The organism is Akkermansia sp. N21116 (genome assembly GCF_029854705.2).
GTDB lineage: Bacteria > Verrucomicrobiota > Verrucomicrobiia > Verrucomicrobiales > Akkermansiaceae > Akkermansia.
Genome location: NZ_CP139035.1, coordinates 2,146,779 through 2,172,049, shown reverse-complemented (window position 1 = coordinate 2,172,049; position 25,271 = coordinate 2,146,779). Strand labels below are relative to the sequence as shown.

Here is a 25,271-nt window from a genome sequence, read left to right as displayed (position 1 = left end):
TTTTCTATCCGCTTTACAGGAAGGTGTTTGTCTTCGACCCAGGCATGGACGGCCCCCCGGGAGGGAGATGACCCCGAAACAAAAATCCCAGAGTTGGTCATGGATTGACCGATGCGGCAGTATTGGGATATAGGGATGGGAGATGCTTGTTTCAAATGCATGTGTGATTCATAGACATCGTTTCAACTCCGAAGTAGAAAGGAACAATGAAAATGGATCACACATTTCGGTTTTCACTGTCTGAACCGTTTTCCCATTGGTGGATGAAAACTCCGAAATTACCCTCACCACGGTTCAACAAAGCTTGGGCAGACAGCGGCCAAGCTCCTGCTCAACAAAATGATCAATCCCGGTATCGTTTTGAACCCTGCGGAACGAATTCTGAAAACGCGTTTAATAATCCGGGAGTCTACTTCATCGCACCAAACACCATCCAGGAAGTAAAAAATTTCTACTTCTCTCAACACGCCCCAAATATCTCAGATCTGCAAGGCCCACTTCAGCAAATTCTCGGATTCCTGCCAAATCAGGCTGGGTTTACACCCCAGAACTACCACAATGGCATGACGACCGTTGACGCCTCCGGAGGAAACCAGGCAACGGCCGGCAGCGTTTGTATAACCGGTCTTCATCCCTGTCACCCACGGATATTTTTCCAATAACTTGTTCGTATTGCGCAGCAGTGTATTGCGACCGCTGGAAAGGGAAAAATTAAATGTCGGCGTACAGACCATGTTGCGGAGAGACGGGTTGCGGTAGGCGAAATAGGCACAACGAGCCATGTCGATCGCCGTGGAATACTGGTCGGCGGGTAATCCATTCGGATTGGCAAAACGCGAGTTATACATCCCCATGCTTCTGGCCTTGGCATTCATCATGTTCACGAAGCGGGGAACGGAACCGGCCGTATCTCGGGCAAGAGCGAGAGCTACATCGTTGTAGCTTCTGACCATCAAGGCATGGAGGAGTTCTCCTTTGTTATAGGTTTGACCGGCTCTTAATCCCAGTTTGGTCGGGTCGGCATGCGTATCGGAAGGTTCGATTACGACATTGCTGTTGAGAGACCCGTGGTCAAGAACGACAAGAGCCGTCACCAGTTTCTGGGTACTTGCCACCTGGCGCCTCTGAGAACCGTTGTGGGAGTATAGAACCCGCCCGGTCAAAGCATCCATCACGCATGCGCTGGCACAATGGGGTGTACGCGGAGGAGACGAAGGCAATGCAAGAGGACGCGACGGGAAATTGGATGGAAGCGAACGAGAAACGGGCATCTCCGGCACAGGAACGGCAACCGGAATAGCTGTAGCGGTCGGAATATACGATACGGCAGGTTCCCGCCCACCAACGGACTCACATCCAATCAATCCCAGGGACGTGGTCAAACAGGCAAATAAGGCAAACAAGCGCATGACCGCCATTACACTATATAAGTGTCTCAAGCAAGCACCAATAAACATTTTTACTATTTCCCGAAAGTTTCAGCTTCATGGAACGAACATAAAGCACAAGCAGTCCGGCTCATACAAACCGGACTGCTCCTACCTAAAAAACAAATTGAATTATTCGCAGACCAATCAGGCCAAACGGTTGATTTCATCAAGATGAAATGCCTGGTGAACAACCTGCGCGGCACGGTCCAAATCGGATTCATCCACAGTGACGGTAATTTTAATTTCCGATGTAGAAATCATACCGACCTTAATGTCGGCATCGGCCAACGCCCGGAACATCGTCGCGGCAACACCGGTATGGGAACGCATCCCGATACCGACGACGGAAATCTTGCCAAGCGCGGCTTCCGTTTCTATGTTGGCATTGGGTCCCAGCTCCGGCAACACCGGCTTCAAAGCCGCTTGTGCACGCCCGAGATCGTTCATATGCATGGTAAACGACTGGCGAACCAAACCGTCATGAGCCACGTTGGAGACGATCATATCCAAATTGATTTCCGCATCACCCAAAACCGACAGAATTTTGGCGGCATAACCGTTCTGAACCGGGATATTGGCCACTGTTACGCGGGCTTGGTTACGTTCAATTGACACGCCGCGAACGGCGATTGCTTCCATGGAGGGGATTTCTTCGTGCACGATAGTACCTGGGTTGTTATTCAGAGAACTGCGAACTTCAAAAACAACGCCGAATTTTTTAGCAAATTCGACGGAGCGTGTTTGCATGACCTTGGATCCGCTGGAGGCCATTTCCAGCATTTCGTCATAAGAGATTTCATCCAGTTTGACAGCATTCTTCACCACGCGGGGGTCACAAGTGTAAACACCATCCACATCAGTCAAAATCTGGCAGATATCCGCTTTAATCGCCGAAGCGATGGCGATGGCGGACAAATCGGAACCGCCCCGGCCCAGCGTATGGATCAGCCCGTCTTCCGTCACGCCCTGGAAACCGGCGCAAATCAAGGCGTAACCCTCGTCAAGATACTTCTTCATCATGACCGGTTCGATGGATTTGATACGACCGCGCGTATGAGAACCGAATGTACAAATCCCCGCCTGGGAACCGGTGATGGAAACCGCCTTGATGCCCAGTTCATGGAGAGCCATCGTCAGAAGCGCAATGGACTGCTGTTCGCCCGTCGCCATTAAAACATCCAGTTCCCGTTCGCAGGGAGCTTCGGAAATGCTTTTAGCCAGAGAGATCAATCCGTCGGTAACGCCGCTCATTGCGGAAACTACGGCAACCACCTGGTTACCCTCCCGGATCAAATCATGAATGCGCCTTGCTACATTGCGGATGCGGTCAATACTGCCGACGGACGTGCCTCCGTACTTTTGAACGATCAGTGACATAGGATTTTCTTATAATGAGTAATCAGGATTCGGAAACAAGGTGTTCTATACGCAGCACACTGGGATATGCTCCTACATTGGCAAGCAAAACAATCCCCGTCAGGGCATTTTGCAACTGCCCCCACGGGCAGGAATGGAGCATGAACACGAGGTCGTTCCATACATTTCCCTCTGCATCCACATGGCTGAACGAAGAAGAAGTCGCCGAGATGCCAATACCGTGGCGAGCCAGGATGCCGGCCATTTCCGCTATAACGCCGGCACGGTCCGCTACCTGGAAACGCACGTAGTAGGGCGTCACGGTATCATCCACATCCATGACCTTGCAGGCGGAAGCATAGGGGTTGAAGCCCGTATGATACTTGGGGTGGCGACTTTCGCGCATAGCCGTAATAGCATCGCTGATGACGGCGGAGGAAGTCGGATTCTTGCCGGCCCCACGTCCGTAAAAAAGAGTTTCCCCAACAATATCACCCGTTACGGCAATAGCGTTGAATACTCCGGAGACGGAAGCCAGAATGTGCCACTTGGGAACAAAACTCGGCTGCACGCGCAACTCCAGTTCACCATTTTCATGGCTCCTTATAATGACAAGCAATTTAATCGTGTACCCCAGTTTGTCGGCAAATTTAAAGTCGCAAGGAGAAAGATTTTCAATGCCACTGACAAAAATCTTTGCCGGGCTGATCGTCATCCCGTACGCCAGCATCGCCAGGATCAAAGCCTTGTGGCCGGCATCCCATCCATTGACGTCAAACGTGGGATCCGCTTCTGCATAACCGAGTTCCTGAGCCTTGGCAAGAGCATCACGAAACGTGGCGCCATGATCTTCCATGGCGGAAAGAATATAATTCGATGTCCCGTTAATAATGCCGACAATCGACGTAATATGATTACATATCAAAGAATTACGTAGACTTGCAATAATGGGGATTCCTCCCCCGGCGGAGGCTTCGAAGTAAATGGGAACTCCCAACTTGGCAGACAACATGAAAATTTCAGTTCCCCGTTCGGCCAATAGAGCCTTGTTCCCTGTCACGACGGGTTTACCTGCCTTCAAAGAAGAAACGATCAAGTCATAGGCATCCTTCGTTCCGCCAATCAACTCGATGATGATATCAATATCAGGGTCCTGCACCAGATCCCGCCAGTTATCCGTCAAGTGACCGGAGGGGATTTCCACCTCGCGGGGCTTGTCCAAATCCCTCACTGCTACCTTTTTGACGGAAAAAGGAATTTTGGCACGCGCTTCCAGAATATCGTGATTCCGTTGAAGGGTTTCGTAAACACCAGTCCCAACTGTACCAAGTCCGGCCAGTCCCAATTGCAACGGTCTCTCTTTCTGCTCTACCTGATCCATGTTAATGTAACGGGGGAATAATTATACGGAAATCAGCCTCAAGCACAAGACATATATTGATATACCATTGGAGAAACAGACTGATTAAAAAAGAGCGGAAGCTCATGAGATAATGTCCGAAATACACTTTTTGATTGAATCCCGCCCCGTCAAGCCGTAGATGAAAGGAAAGCAATGAAAGCAATATACTCCCTGATATTGATTGTACTATTAGCCCTGACACCGGCATTTTCCCGTGAAAAAGTAGCATTTTTAGGGGATAGCATCCCGTATGCCGGACAATGGCCCGCCCTTGTGGAAAACGCGCTACGCCAAACACCCAGGTTCGCCGATGCGGAGATTGTCAATTTTTGTCTGCCGAGCGAAACCGTTTCCGGACTCTCGGAGCCGGGACATGCTGGAGGAGCCTTTCCCCGGCCCTGCCTGCATGACCGCCTCGACAATATTTTGAAGCTCTACCATCCAACGGTCATCATCGCCTGCTACGGCATGAACGACGGAATTTACATGCCTCTGGACCAGAAACGTCTCAAAGCCTACCAAAAAGGAATCAATCTCTTGAAAAAGAAAGCGGAAGCCATCAAGGCAGAGATCATCTTCGTCACACCACCCCTTTTCAGGGCCGATCATCCCGAAACGGATACCGATTCCTATAACAATGTCCTGGAAACATTCGGTACATGGCTCGTCGATCAGAAAAAATCCGGCTGGAAAATCATCGATATCCGCCCTTCCCTTCAGAAAGATATCGAACAGGAAAAACAGGATCATCCAGACTTCGTGTACGCTGGAGATGGAGTCCATCCCGCCGAACGCGGCCATGAAATGATCGCCCATGCCGTCATCGACGGCTTATCGACGGTATGGAATACTCCTCTGCCCCAGGATTTCCCCGACGCTCCAGCTCGCCGTCAATTGTACGACAACGCAGCACTCTACAAATTCGCCTGGTTGTCTGCCGCTGGTCACAAACGCCCGGGAATTCCGCAAGGTATTCCCATTGACAAGCTTCCTCCGGATGTAATCGGCAAAGCCACCGTCTCCAACTGGGGAGGAGGTATTCGCCACGACTTTACAGTAGCCGGCAAGCAAGCTCTCCTCGTCCTCCCCCAACAATGGGCTCAAGGAAAGCCCTGGATCTGGAGAACGGAATTCTTCGGACATGAACCGCAAGCCGACCAAGCTCTTCTGAAACAGGGATTTGCCGTCGGATATATCGATGTGAGCAACATGTATGGAGCGCCCAAGGCACTGGATATCATGGACGAGTACTACCAAACCGTCACGAAAGCCTACGGTCTCTCCCCAAAAACCGTTCTGGAAGGATTCAGCCGCGGCGGCCTCTTTGCCTACAACTGGGCATCCAGGCACCCCGGACAAGTCATGGCCTTGTATGTAGACGCTCCGGTCTGCGATTTCAAGAGTTGGCCTGCCGGCAAAGGAAAAAGCAACGGTTCCCCCGAGGACTGGAAAAGACTCCTCGAAGTGTACGGCATGACGGAAGCCGAAGCTCTTGCCTACAAAGGAAATCCTGTCGATAACCTTAACGTCCTCGCCAAGGCCCGCATTCCGATTCTGGCAGTCGTAGGCGATGCCGACGATGTCGTACCCGTCGAAGAAAATACGGCAATTGTCGAAACCCGTTACAAAAAACTCGGAGGCCCCATCACCGTCATCCACAAACCGGGCTGCGGACACCACCCTCACAGCCTGAAAGATCCGGCTCCCATTGTCGATTTCATCATGAATATCTATTCAAAAAAACATTGATCTTGCCTTGATTTTTGTCATATTGATAGGCGTTCCTAATCGCCTATCAATATGTTACACCATTACCTCCATCCCCGACAATTTCTCCTGCATGTCGGTCTTCTTGGATTCGGCTTTGTCACGGCCAATACAGGCGCGGCAGCAGAAGACCTGACCGGGCTGAAATCACATTGGAATTTCGACGAAGCCAGGGACTGGCACAATATGCCCTTCCCCTTTTCTCAACCGGTTACAACCGCCGACGATTCGGTAGGAACCAACGGACTCTCTCTCAACGATAAACTGGATCCTGTAAAATCATGGGCATCCGGACGGCAATTCTCCGGCATCCGTTTCGATTCCCCCGGTCAATTCCTCCAGTCCCGTCAGCCGCTGGATACCTTAAAAGGTTCGGCCACCCTCTCCTACTGGATAAAGACGGATACAGAAGGCACCGCCGATTCCCCTCCCGGCATTGTCGGAGATGTGGCCGGCATGCAGTGGGGAATCATCACACCTGAAGGCAAACTGGCCGTCGTTCAGAACGGCAAAGTTCTTGCCACAACATCCGCTCCCGTCAACGACAACGAATGGCACCATATCGTGATCATGAGGAAGGCGGACAGCGGCCAGGTCGTTATCTTCCTGGACGGCAAGCCTAGCGGCAAGGGAACAGGAACCCCGGGAATTCTCCCGGGAGAATATACCGGTTTCGGCGCCATTCAAGGAGGAGGCGGCTACAAAGGCCTTCTGGATCAGATCCATCTTTTCGATAAACCTATCGACACCAACGCCGTCGGCGTCCTCTTCGACAACCACGCGCCCAAAGCGTATCCCCAGGACGCCCTTGTCACCCGCGGCAAACCATCCCAGACGGGCAGTATCCTTCATCTCTACACCTTCGACCCGGATCAGGACAAACTCTCCGTTTCCCGGTACGGTCAAGGCAAATTCGGAACCGTCAAATACAACGGCGACGGCACCTTCACCTACACGTCGGGAGCGGATTTTAAAGGCAGGGATAGCTTCTCCGTTACGGTTGCAGACGGCCGAGGCGGATTTTCCACCACCCGAATCGACGTTGGCGACGAAACAACCGTTCCCAAATCTCCGGTCAGCAAATTCACCTCGTTCCGGGATCTCCCGCCCATCGGAGAGGGTTCCGGGAAAACCGGTTCACGCATCCCCGTTTCCTTCGATTGGGACAGCAACGGCAAACCCGACCTGCTCGTCTGCGGCAACAACCGCATCTGGGCCTACAAAAATCAGAAGGGGCAATTCTCCGCTCCTTCCGTCGTCAAGGACGATTCCGGAAAAGAACTGGAAGCGGCATCCATCGCCATCCTGCCGCAGCCACGTAAAAAAATCCCTCTTCTCATCGTCAGGACCAACGACGGGACATTGCATACGTACGAACTCCAGCCCTCAGCCGGAAATTCCCCCATCTTCCAGAAAACGGGTACAATTGTCAACGACCAGGAAGGAGATTTCAAATGTCCGTCCAATGCACTCGCATTCGGCGACTTTGACAACGACGGCCTGCCCGACCTACTCGTCGGCAACAGCAGTTCCGGACTCTTCTTCCATAAAAACGTCGGTAAGCCCGGACAAACCAAACTGAAAACCGAAGCGGAACATATCGTCAGCAACTCATACAATCTGGCCCCTTACTTTGCGGACTTGAACAGAGACGGTAAACCCGACCTCCTTCACGGGATCAACTGGGGATCCATTCACTACTGGATCAACAAAGGAGGAAAAAACATCCTCGACACCGATCTCCAAGGTAATCTCATCCTGACAGATGAGAAGGGCAATATCCCCAAAAAAGGAGACAATACCGTCCTGAGAGCCATGAACGGCACCTTCGGAGCATTGGATGATTTTAACGGGGACGGTATTATCGATATCGTATTGGGAGCTTACAACGACGGCATGCTTTCCATGGCCAACGGAGTTAGCGTCAACGCTGCCGCCCGCAACCTGGCAGCCATTGAAAAAATCTACCGCGGTCACGAGAAAGATCTCGGCAAAGTTCTCGAAGCCAACAATCAGGAATTGCTTAACAGATATCGCAACCTGAGTCGCGAATGGATCACTTGGGCCGTCAGCCTCCCCTCCGCCGAATACCGGGAGAAAGCCTACCAGATGCTCAAAAACCACATCGCCAAATTCCCCTTCCTCAAGCGCGGCAAGCTCGATGCATGGGTCAAAAAGGATAAAGACGGCAACACGACTTTCGGTCCCATGCATCATGTTCCCGGCATCTTCGTCATGAACTGGGTCACTCTGCATTGCATGAAACCCGACAGCGCCGAGCACCGCATTGACGTCGCCAATACACTGGGACTGCAAGGGTTGGACCGCGAACGCTATCTCGCCTCCGGCCTCGCCCTGGCTGACAACAACAAATGTACGGAAGGCCAACTCCTTGCTATCAGGGATTTCCTGAAATACCACCCGCGTGTCCTCTTCCCGGACGACCACATCTCCATTGACCAAAACATGGGCGACGGCCGCGAAGCCATGGCCTATGTCTTCAAATCCAATAAGAATACGTTCGGAAACGACGTTGGCGGCCCTGCCTGTGAAAGCGCCGGAGACCTCAAGGAAGCTGCCGAAAAATATCTCGGTAAAGGCGCAGCCACCGGAGACTACTTCACGTTCGTCATGGGACATGAAATCTGCCATTCCCTGGATGCTTACGTCTATGGACGCAAAAACAAGGATCTTGCCAAGCGATGGAATGAGATGCTCATCTATGCCGCCAACAACGGAGGGGAAACGGAAGTCGTCGTCCCCGGAGAAGACGGTTGGATCGATCAGGAAAAAACCCGGGAACGTTTCAAAGAGAAAAACCTCTGGGACGGAATCACCCCCTGGAACCAGGCCTGGGACAATTATTGGCACGCATGCCCGTACAAGGATCTCACCTTCATGCGCGGCAACATAGGATGGTTCCTCGCCGCCAAGCAGGAAACCCTCGCAACGCAGGCCAACCACAATTGGGCCGGTTCGGAAGCCCGCCTCGTGGGAGCCATTGACCGCTACAACAGAGGTTACAAAGCCAACATCAACGAGGTCGTACTCTTCCTGGACTTCCTGTCAGCCGGACTTAACAAGGTTCCCATGTACTCATTCACCGTAACCCAGAACCCCAACAGGGTCCAATTCAACGTCCAACACTCCTGGCTGGAACGCAATGACAATGGTTACATCACCAAAATCTCGGTCGGCCCGCACGTCTACGAATTCGATGTAGACGATCGAGGCAAAGTCATCGCGATCAAAAACCATCCCTTTATGAAGGAAATGGCCCAAACGACGACGGAATAGAACAGTCCCCTGCCGATATTTACTCTCTCCTCTTCTTGCTTAACACCCCCTCCCGGATAAAACCCGGGAGGGCATTTTTTCGCCTTGCAGAAAAACGTTTCGTTACTCCTTCTCCTTCAACTCCTCCGCAATGTAGCGAGCCGTAGGTGACTTACCTCCGGCAATGCGTTCCGGCGTTCCTGCCGCTACGATAGAGCCTCCTTCATCACCCGGTCCGGGGCCCATGTCGATGATGTAGTCGGCTTCCGCCATGATTTCAGTGTTGTGTTCGATGACGACGACGGTGTTGCCTTGATCCACAAGGCGGTGCAGGACGTCGATGAGACGGCGTACGTCGTGGGGGTGGAGCCCGATGGAAGGTTCTTCGATGAGGTAGAGGTCTTTCGGCAATTCCCTGCCCTTCAACGTCGCTCGCCGGGAAATCAATAGTCCCTTGATCAATTCAGCCACCAGTTTCAAGCGTTGGGATTCGCCCCCGGACAAGGTGTTGGACGCCTGTCCCAGAGTCAGATAGCCCAACCCGGTATCCACCAGCAATTGCAGAGGAGCGCCGATACGCGGCTGGGATTCGAAGAATTCGGCGGCTTCCTCGAAATTCATTTCCAACACGTCGGAAATGGTCTTCCCTTTATAGCGGACGGCCAGAGTGGCGTCATTGTAGCGTTTCCCATTGCAGGAGGGACACTTCACATAACACGGAGGCAGAAAGTCCATTTCCAGTTTCTGCATGCCCGTTCCCTTGCACGATTCACAGGCGCCGCGGGATGTATTGAAGGAGAAGCGCCCTTTGTCGAAACCGAGTCGCCTGGCATCCTCCGTCTGGGCAAAGAGGGTACGAATGTCATCCATGAACCCGACATACGTTGCCGGTGTCGAACGCGGCGTCTTGCCGATAGGAGACTGATCTACCTGGTACACGGCCCGGAAGCAACCGAACCCCATGGCAGTATCCCAGCCGGAACGCCGTTCACGGTCAAGCTTTTCTCCGAGAGCGCTACGGGCCGCCCAGTATACGGTATCGTTCATCAAGGATGTCTTTCCGGCACCGGAGACGCCGGTAATGACCGTCAGAAGACCGATCGGTATCCTGGCGTGGATATCATTGAGATTATGGACTCGGCAACCTTCAATGGACAACCATCCGGTTTTGTCCGTGGCTGCCGGAATTTTCCTGCGTCGGCCGCGGTAGGGATGTTTAGGCCGTTCCCGGAAAGCCAAGCCTGTCACGGATTCCGGCATAGCGGCAATTTCTGCAAACGAGCCTTGGGCCATGATTCGGCCGCCATGGATGCCGGCTCCGGGTCCCAGGTCGACAATGTGATCGGCGCGCCGCATCGTTTCCTCGTCGTGTTCGACAATGAGAAGAGTGTTGCCGCGCTGCTTCAATTCATCCAGAGTTCCCAGCAAGCGGTCGTTGTCGCGAGGGTGCAGGCCAATCGTCGGTTCATCCAATACGTAAAGGATGCCACGCAAGTGGGAACCGAGCTGAGCCGCCAGGCGAATGCGCTGGGTTTCTCCGCCGGATAGCGTCGTCGCGCTGCGGTCCAGAGACAGATAGCCAAGACCGACGCGATCCAGAAATTCGAGTCTCTGGATGATTTCCGCCAGGGAATCCCGAGCAATGACAGCCTCACGCCCGTCAAAATGCCACGATGAGACAAGCCGGGCGGCATCCACGGCGGACAATGCGGACAATTCCCCAGGCCGCATCCCCTGCAAGCGTACATTGCGGGCAAAGGCATTCAGACGTTCGCCTCTGCAATCCGGGCAGACACGCAGGGAGGAGTCTTCATCCCCAAGGCTGCGCTCGACATCGCGGTCGTAGCGCAACTCCGCTTCAGTCAGAGACTCCGCCCCTTCTTCTTTCATGCGAACACCGGCCACAAAGCCGTGACCGCGGCAGGACGGACACCACCCTCTGGGAGAGTTGAAGGAAAATGTCGAAGGTTCCGGTTCCGGGAAAGACTCTCCGCACTGAGGGCAAGCCAGCCTGGTCCCCAGGAGCAAAGGTGGATTTTTCCGGGAGGATTTACCCGTTACCACATGGAGGAATCCCTCGCCCAGCTCCAGAGCTTGAGCCACCATATCCGCCAGTTCCTGCGGAGATGTTGTCCGGTCGGGCTGTCCCGTGACAAGATCGACATCGTGGTTGGAGTAGCGGTCCAGAGGCACAAAGTTGTCCATATCCACCCAGGCACCGTCAATCCAGAAAGCCTTGTAACCCTTGCCTGCCGCCCATTTTGCCAAATCATTGTAATGCCCTTTGCGACCACGAACGACGGGAGCCGCCAAGGCGACTCTGCCATGTTCCGTCAACAGGCGGGAAACCAGTTCGACAACCTCCCCATCGGAACGCCGCCCGACTTCCACCTGGCATTTCGGGCAGTAGCATACTCCCAGTTTGGCGTACAGGAGGCGCAGGAACTGCCAGATTTCCGTCACCGTTCCTACCGTGGACTTGGTTCCTCCGCGCGATACATTCTGCTCAATGGCGACAGTCGGAGGCAGTCCTGTCAGACGGTCGATATCCGGGCTTTCCATCTGTTCGGTGAACTGACGGGCGTAAGGAGACATGACATCCATGAAACGCCTCTGTCCTTCGGCAAAAAAGATGTCGAAGGCCAGGGAACTCTTTCCGGAACCCGACAGGCCAGTCAACACGGTCATATCGCCGCGCACGACATCAAGATCCACGTTTTTGAGGTTGTGATGACGGGCTCCTCGCAAGGCCAGAACACCTTCGGGAATGTCGTCTACTTCCCCCGGTTCACTGTTGTCCGGGAACTCGGCGGGTCTTCCTTCCAAGGCATCTCCTAGGAATTTCCAAGTAAATCCCTGCTGCGCGGCAACGATTTCCTCCGGAGTACCGACACTCACGACACGGCCTCCCCCTACGCCGCCTTCCGGGCCAAGGTCGATCACATAGTCCGCGGCCTTGACCAGTTCCATATTGTGCTCGATGACCAGTACCGAATGTCCGGATTCCGTCAAGCGGCGGAACAGTTTCAGCAATACGTCAAGATCCGAGAAATGAAGCCCCGTTCCCGGTTCGTCCAGAATCAGAAGTTTACCCTTTCCCTTGCCGTCCTTGCTGTTCTTATCTTCGTCCAGCAGGATCTTGGCCAGCTTCAACCGCTGGTTTTCCCCTCCGGACAGAGTATTGAGTGACTGCCCAAGAACAATATGTCCCAGGCCGACATGCACCAGAAGGTCGAGTTTGGACATGATGCGCCTGCCTTGTGCCGAGTGTTCGCATGCAAAAAATTCCATCGCCTGCCGGACGGTCATCTGCAGCACGTCAGACACGTTCTTGCCTCGGATGTAGATGGACAGAGCCTCCTGCCCATACCGGGTACCGTCGCAAAGAGGACACGGGACGAAAATGTCCGACAAAAACTGCATTTCCACCTTTTCGCTCCCCATACCGGCACACCGGGGACATCTTCCATCCCCATGGTTAAAGGAAAAAAAACCGTTTGTCAGGCCTCGGGATCTGGCCGCTTCCGTTTTGGCAAACAAAGCGCGGACATCTTCGAAAATACCCGCGTACACGGCAGGAGTCGAACGGGGCGTACGAATCAGCGGACTCTGGTCAACCATGACCGCCTGGGAAAGATGCTGCCAACCGTCAATGCCTCGCACACAGCCCGGACGTTCTTCCGTCGATTCGCCGCGATAGCGGCAATTGTTCAGATAAATGACATCGTGAGCCAGTGTACTTTTACCGGAACCGCTCACGCCCGTCAGGCAGGTGTATACCCCCAGGGGAACATCCACGTCCAAGCCGTTCAAATTGTTGCATGACGCTCCGCGAATACGGAGCCAGCGGGCAGACTTAAGGCGTTTTTCCGGAATGGGAATACTTTGTCTTCCGCTCAGATAGGCACCAGTCACGGACTCATCGATACCGGAAATTCCCTCCGGTTCTCCGGAGTATACGAGTTTCCCGCCCGCTGCTCCGGAACCCGGTCCCATATCGATCAGGTAATCGGCAGCTCGCATAACGGATTCCTCATGCTCCACCACTACCAGCGTATTGCCCCGGTGACGAAGACGCCGCATGGCATCCACCAGGCGTCCCGTGTCGCGAGGATGCAAGCCGACGGTCGGCTCGTCCAACACGAACAGGGTATCCGTCAAAGAGGCCCCCAGGCAAGTCGTCAAGCTTACGCGTTCGATTTCCCCGCCGGACAAGGTACGTGTCGTGCGGTCGGACGTGATATATCCAAGTCCGACCTCGTTCAAATACGCAATGCGAGAACGCAATTCAGCAACCGCGTTTTTTAATGACGAATCATTGCCGGCATGAGGTACAATGTGATCATCCACCCATGCGAGCAATTCGTCCATAGGCATTCCGTGAAGATCCGGCAGCGTTTTTCCGTCGATTGTAAAACACATGGATTCCTTTCGCAGACGCCTGCCGCAACATTCCGGACAAGTCGAATATTCACGGAATTTACTCAGCCAGACACGAATCATCATCTTGTGCGTCTGGGACTCCAAAGCCTTAAAGAAACCGACCAGGCCATACCACTTGTCCTCTTCCCACGCAGCCCTCCAATCGGGAGTTTCTCCCTCCATCACCCAGCTGCGTTCCCTGTCCGTCAGCTTGTTCCACGGGACATTCGTTCGAATGCCGCCCACGCGTTTGACCGCACGCATCAGATCCTTTTTGCATTCGGCCACGCGCCCTGATTCAAAAATGTGCAGGGCGCCGTCCTTCAGGCTGCGAGCCGGGTCTATAGCCCGTGAATAATCAATGGAAATAATGCGTCCATAGCCTTTGCATGCCGGACAGGCCCCCAGGGGAGAATTGGATGAAAACAACCCCGGCACGGGTTCCATCAGCGGGAACCAGTCACCGCGGAAAGACACCGGATCCCCCCACTCCGCTCCATCCGTGGAGGGAATCAGCCACACGACATTTCCTCCCAGATTCATCGCCGCGTCCACGGCCTCCATCAGGCGTTTTCGGGAGTCTTCCACCAGGCGGATACGGTCCTGAATAACCACCACGCCGTCCTCGGCATCAGCAGAAGCAATTCCGCTCGCCAAGCCGGCAGGAGAATCCTCCTCCAAGCGTTCCGGCTTTCCGGCTGCCAGAACCCGCACATATCCCTGCGCGGACAAATCGCGGCGCATGGCTTCGTCATCCATGCCTTCCGGCCTGCGAACGCAAAAAGCCACAAGAAGATTGCACCCCTCCGGCCATGAGGCAAAAGCCTTGTCACAAATCTCGGCCGGCGTCATCGGATGAACCTCCCTCCCCGTCTCCGGGTCATGCCCTACGGCCAGGCGGGAAAAAATGAACTTCCAGTACTCATGCAGTCCCGTCATCGTACCCACAGTCGAGCGCGACGTGCGGATTGAATTGCGCTGATGCAAGGCAATTGCCGGGAGGATATTGCCAACGGAGTCCACATCGGGCTTCTTCATCCTGTCCATGAACTGCCGGACATAGGGGGAAAACGTTTCCATATAACGCCGTTGCCCCTCGGCATACAAAGTATGCATCGCCAGACTCGTTTTTCCGGATCCCGACGGCCCCGTTACCACAGTTAACGCCCCCAGAGGAATATCTACATCAACATTCTTTAAATTATGCTCTCGGGCTCCACGAATCGAAATGGACCTGCGGTCACTGCTCATGAGCGCAAGCTAGCACTTTCCCAGGAATCATTCCAGTTCTCTGGAAGTCATGTTAAAAACAGGACGTGTTTTTGACTTCATCAACGACCACAAGAATAAACGCCCGCATGCCATCAAGCATACAGGCGTTATCCGTTTACTACTACCTATGAAACCAACACTTTCTCTAGTGAGGGTCCCCAAATGCTCTCTCCTTCATTTGGAAACCATGTTGCTTATGTGGGTAAGACAACAGGAAACATTCCTGTGTTCATTTTTTTGATTAGCTTTTTGTCATACAATTTTACATCAAATTACACTAATAATCCCTCCTTCCTTCGAGTTTATCGACCCGATTGGCCAAATCCCTGATACTCAGCGCCATCTCCGAAATGGAAACAGAAGCTTCGCGCAAGACCTCGGCATGTTTCTCCGCCAATGTCCGGTAATCGTGGTACACGACCCCGAACGCGACGGCAAACACGGCACCGACGCCCATTTTGGCCAGCTGTCCGGTGGAAAGACTTTTCAAGTATTCGCACATACCTTCTCAAGCCTCCTCCGCAACCGGTTGTTGTCTTGTTTTTCCATCGTACGGCAATCCATCGTCGCTTGGGAAATCCCACGTCAACGATCCGCTGCAGCCGGACAGCCAGCCTATGGCCCCGGCAAGCAAAGCCGCTATCAGGTAGGACAGAATCCTGGCCCACACGGGTTTCATCCCGCGGTCTGCCAACTTCCGTTCTGCCTGTTCACGGTATTCCCGCACTTTTTCCTTTTGTTGTTGTGTCAGGTCAGACATGACGCCACGGTAAGAAGGCCCCCCTTCTCCGTCATCCCGTCCAAAAGGTTTTCATCACGTCGAAACCGTGACACAGCCTGCAGGAAAATTGATTTGACCCGGCGGGGGCTTCGGGTTTATACAGAAATCCTAACCAAACCGGAGGCTCGTTAAACGACCGTGGAGGACGATATTATTTGTACTGAAAAAATCATAGCCGATCGCAAAACTTTCTTTTTGGATCTCAAGCAGAATTCCAGAGGACAGGTAATCCGCATTACTGAAAAGGTCAGTTCCAACCGGGACCGCATTATGGTTCCCGCCGAAATTCTGGATGACTTCATCGCAGCATTGCAGGATATACGCAAATCCGTTTCTTCTTCCTCTCAGGAAAGAGAAGAGGAAGAATAAATGCATCATCCCAAACCTTCATCAAGGGAGACTGTTTCAGTCTCCCTTTTTTGAAGATGGGGTTCCCGTTCCGATTCATCATTGACGCGGAATGCTCTGTCATCCCGTCTCCGAGTTTCTTTCCCGACTTCCGCACCATTTTCAATAACATACGACATGGACATCAATCTCAATACCTACCTGCGCAACTTCCCTGACGAAAACGGCTATTTTGGCGAATACGGAGGCATGTACCTCCCACCGGAACTCCTTCCCGCCTTTCAGGAAATTGCGGAGGCCTACCAAGCCATCTGCCATTCCGCCCAATTCATCAACGAACTGCGCCGCATCCGGCGCCAGTTCCAGGGACGTCCTACGCCGGTCTACCATTGCGAACGCCTCTCCCGCCTGCTGGGTACGTGCCAGCTCTACCTCAAGCGCGAGGACCTCAACCACACGGGCGCTCACAAGCTTAACCACTGCATGGGAGAAGGACTTCTGGCCAAATACATGGGAAAAAAGAAACTTATTGCCGAAACGGGAGCCGGGCAACACGGCGTTGCCCTGGCAACAGCTGCCGCCTTCTTCGGATTGGAATGTGAAGTACACATGGGAGCCGTCGACATCGCCAAACAAGCGCCCAACGTCACCCGTATGAAAATCCTCGGTGCCAAAGTCATCCCCGTCACGGAAGGCAATGCGACACTTAAGGAAGCAGTGGACTCCGCCTTTCGTTCCTACCTTGAAAGCTACAAGGATTCCATCTACTGCATCGGCTCCGTCGTAGGCCCTCATCCCTTCCCTCTCATGGTCCGAGATTTCCAGATGTGCGTCGGCGTTGAAGCACGTGAACAATTCCTGGAAATGACCGGACTCCTTCCGGACGCCATCTGCGCCTGCGTCGGCGGCGGCAGCAATTCCATGGGCTTCTTCACCGCCTTCCTTGGTGATCCCGTCGACATCTACGGTGTCGAACCTCTCGGCAAAGGCCCGAAACTCGGCGACCACTCCGCATCAATCACCTACGGGAAAAAAGGCATCCTGCACGGATTCGAAAGCATCATGCTTCAGGACGAAGAAGGAAATCCGGCCCCCGTCCATTCCGTCGCCAGCGGCTTGGACTATCCGTCCGTCGGCCCCGAACATGCCTACCTGCACGACATCGGTCGTGTCACCTATGATACAGTCACGGATGATGAAGCCATCGACGCCTTCTTCAAACTCTCCCGCTATGAAGGGATCATCCCGGCCTTGGAAAGTTCACATGCCGTTGCCTACGGTATGAAACTCGCCAAAACCATGAAGTCCGGAGCCATCCTGATCAACTGTTCAGGGCGCGGAGACAAAGACGTCGATTACGTCGCTGAACACTACGGCTACGGAGACGACCGTTAAAACATCCGGCCAGTCCAGTTATCCACATCCCGAGCGCCGGATGGTTCTGTTGCCCCCAACAACCGTCCGGCGCTCAGTCTCTCCACCCTCCCCATCACACCACTATGAACGTCATCGCCATTGCCAACCAGAAAGGCGGGGTCGGAAAAACAACGACAGCCATCAATCTGGCCGCAGCCCTTGCCCAGTTGAAAAAGAAGATCCTGCTTATCGATCTTGACCCGCAGGCCAACGCTACCAGCGGACTCGGTATAGATGCCCCCGAAGGCACCAGCCTTTACCCGGCCCTGATCGGTTCCCAGTCCATTGAAGAATGTATCCTCGAAACCGGACGTAAAAACTTGTCACTCATCCCGGCCAACATGGATCTGGCAGGAGTGGAAATCGAACTTGCCCAGTCGGGCAACCACCTCGTCCGCCTCAGGGAAACTCTCCAACCTCTCCGTGATGCAGACAATTACGACTTCTGCATTCTCGACACACCTCCTTCCCTCGGCGTCCTGATGACCTCATCCCTCGCCGCCTGCGATGAAGTCCTTACCCCCCTTCAATGCGAGTGGTTCGGCTTGGAAGGACTTGCCAAAATCCTGCATGTCATCTCACAAATATGCCTTTCCGGCGTCAATCCGACCCTACGGCATGAAGGAGTGCTGATGACCATGTACGATGGTCGCACCAACCTTTCCAGACAAGTCGTCGAGCAAGTCCAGCAGTACCTGCCCGACACCCTCTACTCCACTGTCATCCCTCGTTCTATCCGCCTCGGCGAAGCCCCGAGCTTTGGCAGAACCATCTTTGAACACGACCCTGCCGGTATCGCTTCCCAAGCTTACATGGCTGCCGCCAAACTTTTCGTCAAGCGACATAAAAAGCATAAATAAACCTTCCAGTGAAAACAAACACCACAGTTGAATTTTAAAATTCAACTGTGGTGTTTTATTGCTCCTTAATAACTTACCTCCTACCAAAGATCATGCGATCATAGGTTTCGTTAGCAAACTTGTGATTGGGGTGGTTGACGTTCATGTAGGCATCGTGAAGTGGATGCGCGGGATCCGACTCAATACGCCTGGCCTCATTGGAGGAATCCGGTGTCGGAGTACTTTCTCCCTTCAAGGGAGATTCTCCAACCATGAGAGCAACCTCCCTCATCAGGCGGATGAACTCGGGATTGCCGCCGAAAGAAGGATTCTCCATCAATTCGGAAGCATCAATGCCTGCGCGTTCCGACAGTCTCTCCACCATCGTGGCCGCCTGCCTCATATTGCGTTCATAGGACCCTCCCCACTCCTGCTGGAGAGATTGTTCCGCAATGTTCATCTGTTCTTCCAGCCGGGCCTGAGCATCGGCAGCAGCCTTCTGGTATTCCACGGCATATCTCTGGCTAAGGGCAGCCATAGCCTGTGGAGGCACGCCGTACTCGTAGGCAATGCCGGCCATGTCACGGGCCATCTCTGTGTTCCATTCCTCCGGAGAGATGCCTTCCGGACACTCCAAGGAAAATTCCTCGCACGTATCGGGCAACCCCACCATACGGCGAAAGGTCACCATCCTGTCTTTTTGATCATGTCCGGGATAATTCCGCATCTTCTCCATGGCTGCATAGCTTTTAGCCAAAGCTGCCGGGGAACGGAATTTAGTCAGCGATTTCTCGACATCCTTGAGCTCCTCGAATTTCTTATACCATTCCGGTACGAAATTTCCGTCCGGAGTAACAATGCCGTCTACGACCGGGAACGGAATATCCGAAGAATTTTCCGGTGATACATCCGCAGAGGTCTCCCTGGCGGGAGAATCCGGCATGTTATTCGTTTCCTCTCCGGCAGATGCGAGCCCGGGCTGCTGTTCAGCTTCGGGAGCTGCAGCGGCATCTTGCAGGAGGGTTTTCCTGAGTTGTTCCTTATCTTGGTTTTGTTGTTCCATATGATTTGATTATTATTATTGTTGCTTATTGTTCAGGAGTCCGGAATCCGGCCTCCGTTTCCATTTCTTCCTCCAAAGGTTCAGGAACGCTTTCCCTCTCCCTCCGGGCAAGATTCAATTGATGCCGTACATAGAGGAAGACCTCCCGGTACGCATCACGCCGCATGGCATCCAGAGGATCGAATGAGCCGGATTGCCCTTGAAAGACGGGCAAATGAACCTCGAAATGTCTTTCCAGTTCCTTCAGTACTTCCCCTCCTTCTTCGGAACCCAGCACACGTAAAAGCTGCCGGCGGCGGCTTTTTTGCAGGAACAGGCATTCTTCCAGAATCCCTTCCTTTCCGTTTCCCTCCGTACGATACGGTACAGGATATTCATTCATGGCATCATGCCTCCTTCCGGTATTGAAGACACGGACGGAGATGCGCTCTGTCCGGTCAATTCGGCCAGGAGAGAGGCCAGTGCTTCACTATTCCCGCTTTCATCCTGCTGCATCTGGGTAGATTCGCCGTTTTGTCCGGCCACTGTCTGGCGCGATTCTTCTTCTCGTTCCCGGCGAATTTTCCGCACCTCTTTCATACTCTTCAGCATTTTCTCCGGCGCCCCGTCAAACCGGCACGCCATACGGAAACAGGCATCCCAGTCCACATGGTCCAGCAAACCGGGAGAATAGGAGCTCATCATTCCCAGGCGCTGAAGGCTCCTGTCGATTCCTTCGCTCTGGATACGGCGCAACACCAGAGCAATCCGAGACTGGTACACGACACGCGGTTCGCCGATACCCAGAAGTCCGTCTGCTCCCTTCTTCATCACAGCCTCGGGTGGCCGGGGAAATTTTCCCTGCCGGAAAAGAAGTGCGAAAATGCGACACATGATCGGGTACAGGTCGCTGACAAACAATGTAAAAGACGGAGAAAACATCAGAACTCGTTCGTTTTCCCGGGCCATCACCTCCGTCGCTGTCATTGATCCGGCCCGGCTACCCCACAACTCCAGCATAGGAAGGTAGAAAGCTCTACGGATGGCATCCTGTTTCTTGTCCAGGCGATCCATGCCGATGTCATATCTTCCCTGAGTAGCCCACTCCTTCGGCAGATGCAATGAAGCGGCTTCGGGAGTAATGACCGTGCGGCCTCCGGCACGCATGTCGACCTCGCCGATTTGGTTAGCAAGTTCCAGAATACGGGGGAAGGCGGCCACTTCACCGAGTGTATCAAGTATCCTGTTGAGAAATTGAGCTTGCCGAATTTCCGGAAAAACAAGCCTCCCCGGAGCCAGTCCATAAGGGGTATCCCCCCATTTCAAGAACCGGCTTACCAGGTATGGAAACTCCCGATATCCTCCCTCTTCCGTCAGCGTACGGTCATCAAGGGAAATATAAAGGCTTTCGTACGGCATATTGAGGGCATCCTCCCGTTTCCTGTTTCTGGACACTCTGGGACGGACGGCATGCAGGAAGCGCAAAACGGCGGTATGGAGGTCATTGCCTTCTTCAATGATTTTGCGGGCTTTGGGGCCGAGGTTCCTCCGTCCGAACATCCGTTCCGCCTGGTAGGCGCTCAACGAAAACTCGCGGAAGTACGTATCCACCTTTCCTTCTTCATTTTCTGCACAGCAAAATCTGCCGCAGGGAATGTGGGTGAACATCAAAGCCCCCGTAGAACTCACACCGGAGTACAAACTCCCCGTACCGAAAGCGACGCGGTCAAGAAAACATTCGTGGATTTCCGTATAAAAATTGGAAACCGATAATTCCTTGAGTGCAATTTCCGAACATTCGTTGTACCAGCTTTCCGCCTCATCCCCGCCAATACCGTCGGGAGCGGCCCATTTGAACCAGACTTCATGACTCGGGGTAATGTAACTCATATGCCCGCTAGCCAGCTTCTGGCATGCCTCCACAGCTGTCGTGTCGTAGAGGTGTTCTCCGGCAGTGCCGCCGGGAAAGGAAGATTCTTCCTCCTCCGAGACCCTGCGGGGCAGGACATACTCCCGCAGGGCATCCCACCAAGGCTCCCAGGGAGCGCGGGCTGTCTTCAGAGAAGAGAAGGCAGCCAAGGTGGATTCCAATTGATTGGATTGAACCATAATCGTAGTTGTCGATAGAGCGACGAAAAATCGTCACCCGAGTGTTTTCCTTAATTCTCCGGGAGAAGAAAGCTCCCGAAGGCTGGCCTCGGCTTCTCCCCGGTCATGCATCACGGTAGAGAGAAGCGTTTTCCGCCTTCTGACTCTCGCGTTGTAATCCCCGGCGGTATCCTGCAGCACCTCTTCCTTCTGCACGGGGGGGGCAGGAGTCGGGGCTACAGGTATGGATGGTGTTTTCATGAATCCCATATCGTGTTGTTCTTTCTTTTGTTATTATTGGTTGGAATCGTTGTTGTCATGGCAGATGCTTCTTCCTTGGCAGGCAAGCCTCAGAGTCCGTTCCACCGGATAAAATGCAGGACGGTTCCGCAATCGCCCGCCCCGGATGAATCCAGCCAGAGGAAACCTTGCGTAATCCGGCACAAACCGGGGGACCAGAAGAGGATTCCCCGCCATGAAGTGGATGAACCAGGCATCGCATCCTTTTTCATCATAACTGTATTCGGGGTTGATGATATGAGCACGGAAGTCCCGGGAAAACACGGGACGAGCCATCAGGACAAGTCCGCTCTCATTCACCAGAACTCCTCGCTCCAAGTGAAGCAAGAAATCCTTCTCCGCAGAACGGCCTGCCCATGCATAGTAACTCCTGGTCATCTCCCGGGCATCCGCCCAGTCTTCCGGGCGAGGTTGGAAATACTCTTCGTTCATACCAGATAAGGATTATCCATCATGACAACTTCCTGTCTGCCAACGGACTTCCCCAACCACTCCATTTGCAGCACGGGCGATACGGCCCGGAAAACAATACTCGTCTTCCCAACGACCACCCCATAGCAAATCCCGGACGTTTTTCCGGCTTTTACTTCCAGGCAACCTCCAGAAAGCACCGTTGCACGGTAGGTCTCTCCGACACGTACATTCTCCCGGATCAAGCGGGATTGCTTCCGGGATCTTATCTTCTGTTTTGGCAATTTCTCGCTCATGCGTTGAACAAATAACCATATTTTCCAAATTTCACATCATATTTGAGACCAGCGCAATACGTGCCGCAGACAACACCCCGGAGGCAGGTATTCCCCACTTCGAATACAAGAAGCCAAATTCTGTTTTTTCCCGTAAAAGTGACTGAATTCCGGAACGCGGAGGGTTCCAAGTCAATGTTCCCCCACCGTCTCCGGTCAAGGAAGAGATCAACAGAACATTATGAAATACGAAGAATCGCCCTACAGCGTACTCGGCATTTGCAACGCCGCCTTAAGCCGGATTGGCGAAGCACCCTTGATATCGCTGAATCCCAACCAATCGTCGGCAGCACGCTATTGCCACCTCCACTATCATCCGGCACGAAGGGAAACTCTGACACTCGCCAGGTGGACATTCGCCACCCGCAGCACCACCCTGTACCCAGAAGCAGATATGGATACCAACTCGCCTTATGCGGCACGGTTCAATCTGCCATCAGACTGCCTGCGCGTACTTGATGTCGATTGCAACGATTGGACTCTCCAGGGAAGACGGATCCTGGCGCGTGCCTCCAGCCTCCGAATCTCCTACATCGCCGATCTGGAAGACGGAGAATTATTCGATCCGCTCTTCACGGAAGCGTTGGTTACCCACCTGGCGGAAAAACTCGCCGTCCCTCTGACTACCAGCCAGAGTCTCAGACAAAGCCTTGCTCAGGAATTCCACAAGGTCATCCTGCCTCTGGCCGCCACGACCAATGCCGTCCAGTCACATTCCAACGATACCCATCCGCTCAAGCGGATTCTCGGAAACCGTGTGAATAACCCGCGCCGGATATGTGAATAATTGCAACAACTCCTATCAAAACATAATATAATACACTAACCAACAACAATAAACAATATATTCAAGCACTGTGGACAACTTGTGAATAACACGGGAACAAGGTGAGAATAAACAATCTTCACCCATCGCGGAACAAGCAGTTATCCACAATACGGCCTCATGCCGAGGCACAAATAAAAACACCGATATGAAAGCCATCGAATGCATCCAGAACTTTGCCTCCAATGTCCGGTTGGCAAACTTCAGGCTCAGCAGCGCCCAGGTGATCTTGTCCATCGTATCCGGTCATCACCGGCATAGCACCATTGTCGAGCATACGGGGCTCCATCCCAATACGGTCACGAATATCCTCAGGGATCTGATCGGCCAGGGATACGTCCGTAAATTCGGAGACGAACGCCCCTACGTTTATCGCACAACGAAGAATGGCAATACCATCTGCATCCGGCTGCTCCGAAACAACAACGACAACAACAATCGATAAAACGCCCCGTCGCACAGCATGGACAACGACCTTCTGAGTATCAGGGAAAAACGGCTCTGGCTCGCCGACATCTTCCGTAATGAAACAGGAGAATACTCCCAGGCGGACAAATTCAAAGCCCTCGTGGAAGACACCAAACTTGCAGCCATTCAACAGGAGGAGGAAGAACACAACGAGAAAAAACGCCGGACGGACAGGGACAGCCTGCTCCACCTCCTGGCGACACTGCCTCCACCCAATCCTGTTTTCCGTCAAGCGGAAACCAACGAAGAGCCTCCCACCCAAACTACTTGAGTACGGTTCCCGTATTCGCAACAACGCGCCCCCGGCGGACAAGTCTCCTCCGGGGGCGTTTGCATGGAACCGTCAAAAAGGGAAAAACCTACTTTGCGTCCGAAACAATAATCCTCTTTTTGGCATGAGCCTCCCGCCGAAGTTCATCGGCATAAAGACTTGCCGCACGATCACGACGAACACTCTCCAGCGCACTCTTCAATGTCGGTTTTGCCTCTTCAAAAGAAGGGATTCTCTCCTCGACAACAGGTCCGGCCTGGAAAATGTGCCAGCCCAAAGGACTTTCCACCAGCACTGGCTCGCCGTCGGGGAGGGCAAATAAATCTACACCCTTCAGCAAATCCTTCCTGTCTGCCGTCACCACGCCCAGTTCCCCGCCCTTCCTGGCGGTGGCAGTGTCCTCACTGTGCCTTGCCGCCAGATCGGAAAATGAAACTCCGCTTTGCAATTCGGCAGCCACAGCCTCCATCTTCTGCTTGACCTCACTGGAATCATGGTGCAGACCCGCCTTGAAAATGTGTTTGAGCGTACGGTGGCGGGGAACCTTGATTTTTTCCCGGACGCGATCATAATAAACCTTGAGATCCGTATCGGACACGGGCACCGACTCATCAATGCTCCGAACTAGCATCGCCTGCTGTTTCAAGCGAGCTGTAATCTTGTCAGCCAACTCCTTATCAGTTAGTTCCTGCACATGAAGCGCCTCAAGAAACGCCTGTTCCCCTTCTGGGAAACGCGCTCGGAGCTCCTTAAAATACCGGCCGGACAATTCTCCCTGATCGGGCAGCCTCATGTCATTGGTACGCGTTTTCAAACGCAACAGGGCAGCTTCAACCAAGTCGTACATAGCCTGAATGCGCAAAGTCTCCTGCTGCTGGGGAGTCAACACTTCTGACGAAGTGGGATCCCACCCCCGGCGCCATCCGCGCGTGTAGGCGATTTCCGCCTTGCGGCGTTCAAGCTGGTTTCTGGTAATAGGTTCCCCGTAAACGAGAGCGATCGCATCCGAATTATCGTTGAACGGGTTGTCCATCGGCTTGAAATGCGCCCGGAATCTCCCGGAAAGATACCCGTCCCATACATAAAGATCCCCTACTATATAAAGGAGAAATAAGGAATAAAATGTGAGTTTGAAGGCAAACTTCCGGAATGGATTCGTCATCATAAATGCTAATGCAGAAACAGGCTTACCGCATCAAGCCATGAGAGGACGACCTTGGC

21 protein-coding genes are annotated in these 25,271 nt (G+C 53.4%); 8 read left to right on the top strand and 13 right to left on the bottom strand.

Annotated features, from left to right (window positions below; genetic code table 11):
• Nucleotides 1–479 precede the first annotated feature (479 nt).
• The 3 genes from QET93_RS08430 to QET93_RS08420 all read right to left on the bottom strand — a co-directional run bounded on the left by QET93_RS08430 (nt 480) and on the right by QET93_RS08420 (nt 4,167).
• A complete protein-coding gene (locus QET93_RS08430) occupies nt 480–1,409 on the bottom strand; it encodes a D-alanyl-D-alanine carboxypeptidase family protein (RefSeq protein ID WP_280131555.1) in 930 nt (309 codons plus the stop codon).
• A 165-nt stretch (nt 1,410–1,574) separates the two neighbouring features.
• Nucleotides 1,575–2,807, bottom strand: coding sequence for an aspartate kinase (locus QET93_RS08425; RefSeq protein ID WP_280125710.1), 1,233 nt, complete (start codon nt 2,805–2,807; stop codon nt 1,575–1,577).
• A 22-nt stretch (nt 2,808–2,829) separates the two neighbouring features.
• Nucleotides 2,830–4,167 (bottom strand): homoserine dehydrogenase, encoded by a 1,338-nt coding sequence (locus QET93_RS08420; protein WP_280125709.1) that lies wholly within the window; start codon nt 4,165–4,167, stop codon nt 2,830–2,832.
• 174 nt (nt 4,168–4,341) lie between these two features.
• Here QET93_RS08420 and QET93_RS08415 point away from each other — a divergent pair, with 174 nt between their 5' ends.
• Both QET93_RS08415 and QET93_RS08410 read left to right on the top strand, forming a co-directional pair.
• Entirely contained in the window at nt 4,342–5,937 is a 1,596-nt protein-coding gene (locus QET93_RS08415; RefSeq protein ID WP_280131556.1) for a GDSL-type esterase/lipase family protein, read from the top strand.
• A 51-nt stretch (nt 5,938–5,988) separates the two neighbouring features.
• Complete coding sequence (locus QET93_RS08410) at nt 5,989–9,252, top strand: FG-GAP-like repeat-containing protein (protein WP_280131557.1); 3,264 nt, start codon at nt 5,989–5,991, stop codon at nt 9,250–9,252.
• 102 nt (nt 9,253–9,354) lie between these two features.
• On the opposite strand, the gene uvrA is transcribed toward QET93_RS08410, so the two are convergent.
• The 3 genes from uvrA to QET93_RS08395 form a co-directional block, all read right to left on the bottom strand.
• Nucleotides 9,355–14,904, bottom strand: a complete 5,550-nt coding sequence (uvrA, locus tag QET93_RS08405) for an excinuclease ABC subunit UvrA (RefSeq protein WP_280131558.1) — start codon at nt 14,902–14,904, stop codon at nt 9,355–9,357.
• 298 nt (nt 14,905–15,202) lie between these two features.
• Nucleotides 15,203–15,427: a hypothetical protein gene (locus tag QET93_RS08400; protein WP_280131559.1), complete on the bottom strand. Its 225-nt coding sequence runs from the start codon at nt 15,425–15,427 to the stop codon at nt 15,203–15,205.
• 6 nt (nt 15,428–15,433) lie between these two features.
• The gene (locus QET93_RS08395; protein ID WP_280125704.1) at nt 15,434–15,685 is read right to left on the bottom strand and encodes a hypothetical protein; all 252 of its coding nucleotides are present in this window, start codon (nt 15,683–15,685) and stop codon (nt 15,434–15,436) included.
• A 159-nt stretch (nt 15,686–15,844) separates the two neighbouring features.
• Here QET93_RS08395 and QET93_RS08390 point away from each other — a divergent pair, with 159 nt between their 5' ends.
• The 3 genes from QET93_RS08390 to QET93_RS08380 all read left to right on the top strand — a co-directional run bounded on the left by QET93_RS08390 (nt 15,845) and on the right by QET93_RS08380 (nt 18,330).
• The gene (locus QET93_RS08390; RefSeq protein ID WP_280125703.1) at nt 15,845–16,075 is read left to right on the top strand and encodes an RNA-binding protein; all 231 of its coding nucleotides are present in this window, start codon (nt 15,845–15,847) and stop codon (nt 16,073–16,075) included.
• A gap of 162 nt (nt 16,076–16,237) precedes the next feature.
• Nucleotides 16,238–17,449: a tryptophan synthase subunit beta gene (gene trpB / locus QET93_RS08385; RefSeq protein ID WP_345783049.1), complete on the top strand. Its 1,212-nt coding sequence runs from the start codon at nt 16,238–16,240 to the stop codon at nt 17,447–17,449.
• Between the two features lie 104 nt (nt 17,450–17,553).
• Nucleotides 17,554–18,330, top strand: coding sequence for a ParA family protein (locus QET93_RS08380; RefSeq protein ID WP_280125701.1), 777 nt, complete (start codon nt 17,554–17,556; stop codon nt 18,328–18,330).
• A 73-nt stretch (nt 18,331–18,403) separates the two neighbouring features.
• Here the strand turns inward: QET93_RS08380 and QET93_RS08375 are convergent, their stop codons facing one another.
• From QET93_RS08375 to QET93_RS08350, 6 genes are read right to left on the bottom strand one after another with little or no spacing between them, the layout of a single operon-like run.
• Nucleotides 18,404–19,372: a hypothetical protein gene (locus QET93_RS08375; protein ID WP_280131560.1), complete on the bottom strand. Its 969-nt coding sequence runs from the start codon at nt 19,370–19,372 to the stop codon at nt 18,404–18,406.
• Between the two features lie 25 nt (nt 19,373–19,397).
• Complete coding sequence (locus QET93_RS08370) at nt 19,398–19,754, bottom strand: hypothetical protein (RefSeq protein WP_280131561.1); 357 nt, start codon at nt 19,752–19,754, stop codon at nt 19,398–19,400.
• Complete coding sequence (locus tag QET93_RS08365; RefSeq protein WP_280131562.1) at nt 19,751–21,460, bottom strand: portal protein; 1,710 nt, start codon at nt 21,458–21,460, stop codon at nt 19,751–19,753. The genes QET93_RS08370 and QET93_RS08365 overlap by 4 nt, the downstream gene beginning before the upstream one ends.
• 33 nt (nt 21,461–21,493) lie before the next feature.
• Nucleotides 21,494–21,700 (bottom strand): hypothetical protein, encoded by a 207-nt coding sequence (locus QET93_RS08360; protein ID WP_280125697.1) that lies wholly within the window; start codon nt 21,698–21,700, stop codon nt 21,494–21,496.
• A gap of 33 nt (nt 21,701–21,733) precedes the next feature.
• On the bottom strand, nt 21,734–22,171 hold the full coding sequence (locus QET93_RS08355) for a hypothetical protein (RefSeq protein ID WP_280131563.1): 438 nt from the start codon (nt 22,169–22,171) through the stop codon (nt 21,734–21,736).
• Entirely contained in the window at nt 22,168–22,446 is a 279-nt protein-coding gene (locus tag QET93_RS08350) for a hypothetical protein (RefSeq protein WP_280125695.1), read from the bottom strand. The genes QET93_RS08355 and QET93_RS08350 overlap by 4 nt, the downstream gene beginning before the upstream one ends.
• A gap of 220 nt (nt 22,447–22,666) precedes the next feature.
• Here QET93_RS08350 and QET93_RS08345 point away from each other — a divergent pair, with 220 nt between their 5' ends.
• The 3 genes from QET93_RS08345 (at nt 22,667) to QET93_RS08335 (ending at nt 24,050) form a co-directional block, all read left to right on the top strand.
• Nucleotides 22,667–23,272 carry a hypothetical protein gene (locus QET93_RS08345; protein WP_280125694.1) on the top strand — a complete coding sequence of 202 codons (606 nt, stop codon included), beginning with the start codon at nt 22,667–22,669 and terminating at the stop codon, nt 23,270–23,272.
• Nucleotides 23,273–23,459: 187 nt separating this feature from the next.
• Nucleotides 23,460–23,756 (top strand): MarR family winged helix-turn-helix transcriptional regulator, encoded by a 297-nt coding sequence (locus QET93_RS08340; RefSeq protein ID WP_280125693.1) that lies wholly within the window; start codon nt 23,460–23,462, stop codon nt 23,754–23,756.
• Between the two features lie 18 nt (nt 23,757–23,774).
• Complete coding sequence (locus QET93_RS08335) at nt 23,775–24,050, top strand: hypothetical protein (RefSeq protein ID WP_280125692.1); 276 nt, start codon at nt 23,775–23,777, stop codon at nt 24,048–24,050.
• Nucleotides 24,051–24,138: 88 nt separating this feature from the next.
• Here the strand turns inward: QET93_RS08335 and QET93_RS08330 are convergent, their stop codons facing one another.
• A complete protein-coding gene (locus QET93_RS08330; protein ID WP_280131564.1) occupies nt 24,139–25,083 on the bottom strand; it encodes a peptidylprolyl isomerase in 945 nt (314 codons plus the stop codon).
• Nucleotides 25,084–25,271: the final 188 nt, after the last annotated feature.